This window comes from Syntrophomonas sp. UBA1041, from assembly GCF_002316705.1.
Lineage (GTDB): Bacteria > Bacillota > Syntrophomonadia > Syntrophomonadales > Syntrophomonadaceae > DTU019.
The window spans coordinates 1-6,965 of the sequence record NZ_DCEA01000019.1 but is presented as its reverse complement, the minus strand read 5'-3'; the positions used below and the strand labels follow the sequence as shown (position 1 = coordinate 6,965).

The following is a 6,965-nucleotide window of genomic DNA, read 5'->3' as shown; positions in this document are numbered from 1 at the left end:
AAAGGGGTTTTTGCAGTAGAACCGTATTTACATTGTCCCTGGATTTACAGCACCTTTGCCAGCAGTTCCGCCAGCTGGGGATGGCCGATTTCCTCCAAATCATAGCGCACTCTCACGGCCGGCTTGTCTATGGACATAACCCGGCGCAGATCAATAGGGGTTCCGATAACTACTACCTCCGCCGGTGAGTTGTTAATGGTCTGTTCCAATTCTTCAATCTGTGTCTTCCCATAACCCATGGCCGGAAGTAATCGGGATAAATGCCCATATTTGGCAAAGGTTCCTTTGATGCTGCCCAGCGCATAGGGACGGGGGTCTATCAATTCGCCCGCACCTAATTTTTCCGCCGCAATAACCCCCGCGCCATAAGCCATCTCCCCATGAGTCAGGGTGGGACCATCTTCCACCACCAGAACCTTCTTGCCCTTAACGGAATCGGGGTTTTCCACCGTAATCGGGGAGTTGGCCATGATGATTTTAGCCTGCGGGTTGTTCTTGATTATAGCTTCCTTGACCGCTTCTACCCTGGCGGGGTCGGCGGAATCAATCTTGTTAATAATAGCGATATCGGCCATACGCAGGTTGGTTTCACCCGGATGGTAACTAGTCTCATGCCCGGGGCGGTGGGGATCAACCACTACTATGTGCAAGTCGGAAGCATAAAAAGGAATATCATTGTTGCCCCCATCCCAGAGAATCACATCCGCTTCTTCCTCCGCCTGGCGCAGAATAACTTCGTAATCAACCCCGGCATAGACCACCATGCCGTTATCGATATGGGGTTCAAACTCTTCTCTTTCTTCGATGGTGCATTTGAATTTGTCCAAATCCTCATAACTGGCAAAACGCATGCATAGCTGCTCCTCCAAATTGCCATAGGGCATAGGATGCCTGATAATAGCCACTTTTTTGCCGCTGGCAGTAATCAGTTCCGCCACATACCGGGTAGTCTGGCTTTTCCCGCTGCCCGTCCTCACCGCAGTAACCGCTACCACCTTGCGTTTGGACTTGAGCATGGTCGTTTTTGGCCCCATCAAGCGGAAATCCGCCCCCGCAGCCATAACCAGAGATGCCTGGTGCATTACATATTCGTGGGATACATCACTGTAAGCGAAGATTACCTGGTCCACATCATATTTCTTTATTAATTCGGGCAGCTCTGCTTCCGCGTAAATGGGTATGCCTTGCGGATACAGCTTGCCGGCTAATCCAGGCGGATACTGTCGTCCTTCTATATCCGGAATCTGTGTAGCCGTAAAGGCTACCACCTCATAGGCCGGGTTATCCCGAAAATAGCTGTTGAAGTTGTGAAAATCTCTCCCGGCTGCACCCATAATGATTACTCGAGTCGCTTTCATTAAAACCCACCTCTCTGGTTTTTTTATAGTAGCCCGGGTACCGACCATTCCTCTACAATTCGGAAGTGGTAAAACCTTAACCCGGATCTGCTCGGTTAGTAAGAAATCACTTTTCATCTCTGCACTCAGCATCTTTATATTGGTTCACAGATTATCAGATATGCTGAGTGCCAGCCATGGGGTTAGTATGAAAATAAACTTTCTGACGCTGGATGTCTCCGCCCCGGCACTTAGAAAGGATAATTCTCTATTGACTTAACGAGGTTGGGCTAAGTACCGGACGTGATAACCTTAATAGCGTCCGCATGAAGAAAGCTTTGTCAACAACCCCGTCCCCCCCGTCATTCCGTTTTCCGTTTTCCGTCTTCCATTTATCCATATCCCAGGAAAATACTTGAATATCCCGGCGCCATTCCCAGCCCTGATTCTGGTAAAAACCCGCCGCCAGCTGGTTATCATTGAAAGCGAAAAGGTGTATTTTAGGGGCTCCCAGCTTACGCAATTCATAGAGTACCTCTTTAAGCAGCTCCCGGCCATAACCCTGGCCCTGGCAATCAGGGTGCACCGCCAGGTGGTAAATATATCCCCGGCGCCCGTCAAAGCCCCCGAGCACGGTCCCCAGCAAACGCTCTCCATCCTTCAGTAGCAGACAGGTGGAGGGGTTTCTTTCCATAAATAAGCGCAAGGATTCCTCTTCATCACCACTACCCACTCCCAGCCCGGGTATGCATCTCCATAATTCGAGCATTAAAGGCAAATCTTTTATGCCCGCCCTCTCTATCCGGCAAGGGCCAGTCACCATCTTCTCCCCTTCTCTATTTTCTTGTGATTTTGCTTGTATAAATATACCGCTCGCAGTCGCCTGCTCGCCTTCGCCGGTACAACTTAATTGTATCCGCTAGGATACACCAGGAGTACCCGAAGGGTGCAAGGTGCTGCACCCATGCTTCGCCATCGCTCGCTTTGTATATTTATGCAACCTATGCAACAAAAGGGGTTTTTGCAGTGGAACCACAGCTTTAAACCATTAATTCCTGCAGCAGTTCCGGCGATGGCTTATTCACTATGCTAGCCACCGTTTGACCCTGGTAGCTGAAAACATTATAATCCTGATCGGTAATCTCGCCGATTACGGCGGCAATGCCATTTCTACTGCGAATGGCCTCCAGTACTTCGTCCACATCTTCCGGCTGGACTTGAAGCAGCATGCGGGCTTGAGTTTCACAAATAAATATCTCTTCCGGGGTAATATTAGCCTCTCTTACCGGGACTTTATCCAGTTCCACCCGGGCTCCCAATCCTCCAAAGCGGGCTGACTCACATACCGCCGCTCCAATTCCGGCTGCGCCCAGGTCCGAGCAAGCCTTGATTTTCCCGGTGGTGAAAGCGGCCAAGGTAGCCTCCATAGTGGTTTTCTCCTCCGCAAATAAAGCCAGAGCCGGCTGCATTACCGGCACCAAACCGGCTCTATACAGGGTATCGTTGCCATCAGTACCGGTCCCCCCGATTATGATGATTTTATCACCAGCAGATTTTGCCGGTTTGGTAAGGGGTTTTTCCGTAACTTGCTGGCCAATTACCGCCACTACCACAGCAGGTACTATATCACTGAATGAGGTGGAAAAGCCACCTCCAACCACAAATACGCCCATGGTTTCACACATTTTGGCCATCCCTTCAAGCATCAGATTAATCCTGTCCTGGCTGCTCATTATTTCACATTGGCCACAGGTACATTCTCCGGCAAATCCACAGGGGCCAACAATAACTTCTTGTTCCAGGGGACGCGTACCGATGAAATCCAGCAGGAATATGGGCCGGGCTCCCATGGCTACCACATCGCGCATAGCCCCCCCGGCTCCGGTAGCAGCAGCGTCATAAGGCCGGGGTACGCTGGGTGAACAGTGGCTTTCCATTTTCGCGGTAATAAAGCAATCTGTACCTGGAATACGAAATACGGCGGCATCATCATTGGCATCAGGCCCTACCAATAAGGCTCCGGGCCAGATTTGCTCTACTTTTTGATTTAGCTGCTTGAACAAGCCAAAATTAATCGCCTTATCTGTGTTGTGATGCAGGTGTACAAACAAAGCATGCATTAGCGCCTTTTCCACTTTATTCATAAAACAACCTCCTCATAAGAATAGTCGTGGGATTTCTTCATTCACTAAGAGATTTTTTTCTTTGCCTGAACTTAAGCAGAAGTAGAGAAATTCCTCACTTTTCTCCTTAATTGTATAGTATCCGTTCCTTCCTGATAAGGGCTTTCTCATGTATACTTTCAAAATATATTCTTTCGTTAAACCTATTTTTCCCCGGAGGGCTGGGGATAATTCCCCACAGCAAAACGCTGACTATGGAATATAGAGACAAGAAGAAGCGTTATTCCTCGTAGTTAAGTCCTGGGCCATTCCACCACAAAAGATGTATCTGCCCCCGGAGTGCTGGTAGCATAAATCCTTCCCTGCTGTTGTTCTATAATTGATTTCGCAATAGCCAGTCCTAAACCATAACCCCTGTTTTCCCGGCTCCGGGATTTATCCACCCGGTAAAAGCGTTCGAATATTTTTTGCAGATCTTCAGCGGGAATCCCTTCACCCGTGTTGCTTATCCGCATCTCTATTTTATTTTTGTCACTGGCCAGCCGAACGGTAATGCTCCCGTTGGCCCCGGTATTCTTTATGGCGTTATCAATCAAGATGCTGATGACTTTCTTTATGTTCTCCTTCTCCCCATTGAAGAAAATATCTTCTTGAATTTCTTGCTTCAGGCTTATATGCTTTTCATAAAAAATAGCTTCAAAAGCCAGGAGAGTGCTGCTTAAAGTCTGGCTTAAATCAAACCGGGTGAAAAGAGTTTTCGCTTCCATATAATCAATTCGGGCGAGGGCCAGCATATCATCGACCAGGTTGGCCATACTATCCGTCTGGGAAGAGATATAGATGTGGTGAAAGCAAAAACGGTTGCGGCCAGCAGCGGAGTGGAGCTGACGGTGGAAATAAGGTTAAAGGATATGTCCACCCAATTTGTTAATGAAGTCAGCCGTATCGCCGGGGTAAATAATGCGGTACTGGTAAGCTACAACGGTGACTATATGTCTTAATGGCGGTGAGAGCAATGATAACGAGTAAATACCTGAATACCCTGGTGCTAATACTGATGTCACTTGCTGTTCTGGCTGCGAGTTTCCTGACGCTGTACCCCCACCATCCGGATAGCGCTGCCCCAGCCGAGCCTGAATATGCCAGTAAGCTTTTTAATAAAGAGCAAATCATGGAGATTAATATTGAAATGGAGCCGGAGGATTTTGACTGGATTATAGAAAATGCTACCCGGGAAGAATACCGGCAGGCGGATATTACTATAAACGGCAATACTTATCACAATGTAGGCATCAGGCCCAAAGGCAACTCCAGTTTGAGAATGGTGGCGCAGGATAAAAACAGCGATCGTTTCAGCTTCAAGGTCAAATTTGATGCCTATGTCGAAGGGCAAGCGTGTATGGGTTTGAACAAGCTGGCTTTAAATAACATTATTATGGATAAAACCTACATGAAAGAGTACCTGGCCTATGAAATCTTTGACTATATGGGAGTTGCCACCCCTAAATATGCCTATGCCAATATAAGCATTAACGGCAAACCCTGGGGCCTGTACCTGGCAGTGGAGGCTATGGAAGAGAGTTTTGTCAAGCGTAATTATGGCAGCCTGGAAGGGCATCTATATCGCCCGGAGGGGGCCGGTTCCGATTTGAAATGGGCCGGGGAAGATGCCGCCAACTATACCGGCATCAGAAAGATGGCGGCCTATAATGTCACCGACAGCGATTTTAAAAAGATTATTACCATGATTGAGCAACTGAATAATGGAAGTGAGCTGGAAAAGTATCTGGATATCGATTCCATATTGCGATACTTTGCCGTAAATAGCTTTCTGGTTAATTTTGACAGTTATGTCGGCAGCCTGAAACACAACTATTACTTGTATGAAGAAAACGGGGTATGCACTATTCTGCCCTGGGACTTCAACCTGGCCTTTGCCGGGCATGAGATAAGCAGCGCCCAGAAAGCTGTGAACTTCCCCATCGATACACCGGTTACCGTTAATCTGAGCGAGCGCCCCCTGATTGGCAAACTGCTAGAAATACCCGAGTACCGCGGGCTGTACCATAAATATTTGCAGCAGTTGACCGAAGACTATATTAACAGCGGCCGCTTCGAAGATAGCGTAAGCTATCACATTACACAGAACGCCGCCCAAAGGACTAATGGGCGGCGCTTACGTATGGATGACCGTAACTTCGGGCCAATTTGGCCTGAAGTTACGATTATAGATTTATTGTCACAATATATATCGCAATATATCGCAACCAGTCGCTTTTAGACATTAAAGCAATAGGATGTCAAAAATATAATTCAGCAAAGGTGCAAATATTTGCATGGATCTATACACAGTTGTATCAGTTGCGACAATTGCCGGATTATGTACAAACATATCAAGAGCTTTTCCTTATTCTATTCGGCTCAAATTCCCCCGCCTGAGGCCGAATCACGTAAACGCCTGGCTATATCGCTGGCACTGTACAAAACGTTTGTAATGAATACCCGATCTTCTCTGATATGGAAGAACACAGAAAAGTTATCAACAGGCGTTTGCCTGAGTTCCAGCACACGTTCTTCTTCTGTCTCCATTAACTTCACACGTTCCGGGAACGTATCAAGAGTTTCAATTGCGTCAGCTATTCTGTTATACTGTCCCATAGCCACTTCCGGTGCCTGTAGCTGCACTGCGATATAATTATAAATCTCCTCCATATCGGAAAGTGCCATGTCAGTTATCTGAATCTTATACTGCTTCATACGCGTATCTTCCGAAATTTCCGAAAGGCAGCAGATGCATCCTGCACATTACCTTTTTCGATATCGTTATATCCTTCCTTTAACTTCGCATGAATTTCTTCCGTTGTCATCATATCAGCATTTACGGAAACCGGTGCTTTCGGCAGAGTTACAGCAAAAGGTATTCCGCCGGTCATTGAAATCTGCTTCAGATAAATATCTATCGCTGTGGACATAGGTATACCGAGTTGTGAAAGGACTTCCTCAGCCCTTCTTTTTACGTCAGGGTGAACTCTTAAGTTTAAAGTCGTAGTCTTTTCCACGCTAATCAGCTCCTTCTGATAATATTGTAACGCTTTTGTCGTTACTCCTTCAAGAAAAATTTTGAATTAGCTTAGCCCTAAACCTGATGGGTATTCCATGAGTTTTTCCATATGATAGTATCCGCCCACACTCACAGCGAAAACTATTGAATTGTCAATCGTGGATTCTACCGTAATCCCATAGAAAAATATTTCAAAACACTATTGACACATATCCCTACGCGATGTAGAATATCATTGTCTACACGATGTAGTATAATGAATGGGGTGACTTTTATGAATAAACTTCAAAAGATGTCGGACGCTGAACGAGAAGTCATGCAATTTGTATGGGCGGCTGGCCGCTCGGTTTCCTCTGCAAAATTACTTGACGACTTAAAAACGATTAACAGGGAGTGGAAGCCAAACACGGTTTTAACATTTCTCGCCCGATTGATAGAAAAAGG

Annotated in this window: 8 protein-coding genes and 1 pseudogene; 3 read left to right on the top strand and 6 right to left on the bottom strand. The window is 46.8% G+C overall.

Annotation, left to right across the window (positions count from 1 at the left end):
- Window positions 1-44 precede the first annotated feature (44 nt).
- The 4 genes from B2633_RS04605 to B2633_RS04590 form a co-directional block, all read right to left on the bottom strand.
- Window positions 45-1,358 carry a cyclic 2,3-diphosphoglycerate synthase gene (locus B2633_RS04605; RefSeq protein WP_276619931.1) on the bottom strand — a complete coding sequence of 438 codons (1,314 nt, stop codon included), beginning with the start codon at window positions 1,356-1,358 and terminating at the stop codon, window positions 45-47.
- A gap of 247 nt (window positions 1,359-1,605) precedes the next feature.
- Entirely contained in the window at window positions 1,606-2,160 is a 555-nt protein-coding gene (locus B2633_RS04600; RefSeq protein ID WP_483169458.1) for a GNAT family N-acetyltransferase, read from the bottom strand.
- 217 nt (window positions 2,161-2,377) lie between these two features.
- On the bottom strand, window positions 2,378-3,481 hold the full coding sequence (locus B2633_RS04595; protein WP_061213494.1) for an AIR synthase-related protein: 1,104 nt from the start codon (window positions 3,479-3,481) through the stop codon (window positions 2,378-2,380).
- A 272-nt stretch (window positions 3,482-3,753) separates the two neighbouring features.
- Window positions 3,754-4,275, bottom strand: a complete 522-nt coding sequence (locus B2633_RS04590) for a sensor histidine kinase (protein WP_276619926.1) — start codon at window positions 4,273-4,275, stop codon at window positions 3,754-3,756.
- Between the two features lie 30 nt (window positions 4,276-4,305).
- Here B2633_RS04590 and B2633_RS04585 point away from each other — a divergent pair.
- Both B2633_RS04585 and B2633_RS04580 read left to right on the top strand, forming a co-directional pair.
- Window positions 4,306-4,461: pseudogene (locus B2633_RS04585) on the top strand (DUF4956 domain-containing protein); the annotation flags it as partial.
- 56 nt (window positions 4,462-4,517) lie between these two features.
- Window positions 4,518-5,741 carry a CotH kinase family protein gene (locus tag B2633_RS04580; protein ID WP_483169455.1) on the top strand — a complete coding sequence of 408 codons (1,224 nt, stop codon included), beginning with the start codon at window positions 4,518-4,520 and terminating at the stop codon, window positions 5,739-5,741.
- 140 nt (window positions 5,742-5,881) lie between these two features.
- Here the strand turns inward: B2633_RS04580 and B2633_RS04575 are convergent, their stop codons facing one another.
- On the bottom strand, window positions 5,882-6,217 hold the full coding sequence (locus tag B2633_RS04575; RefSeq protein ID WP_483169453.1) for a type II toxin-antitoxin system RelE/ParE family toxin: 336 nt from the start codon (window positions 6,215-6,217) through the stop codon (window positions 5,882-5,884).
- Complete coding sequence (locus B2633_RS04570; RefSeq protein WP_061213489.1) at window positions 6,214-6,519, bottom strand: type II toxin-antitoxin system RelB/DinJ family antitoxin; 306 nt, start codon at window positions 6,517-6,519, stop codon at window positions 6,214-6,216. The genes B2633_RS04575 and B2633_RS04570 overlap by 4 nt, the downstream gene beginning before the upstream one ends.
- A gap of 258 nt (window positions 6,520-6,777) precedes the next feature.
- Here B2633_RS04570 and B2633_RS04565 point away from each other — a divergent pair.
- Window positions 6,778-6,965 (top strand): BlaI/MecI/CopY family transcriptional regulator (locus B2633_RS04565; RefSeq protein ID WP_483169451.1); only part of this gene is annotated, 188 nt, incomplete at its 3' end.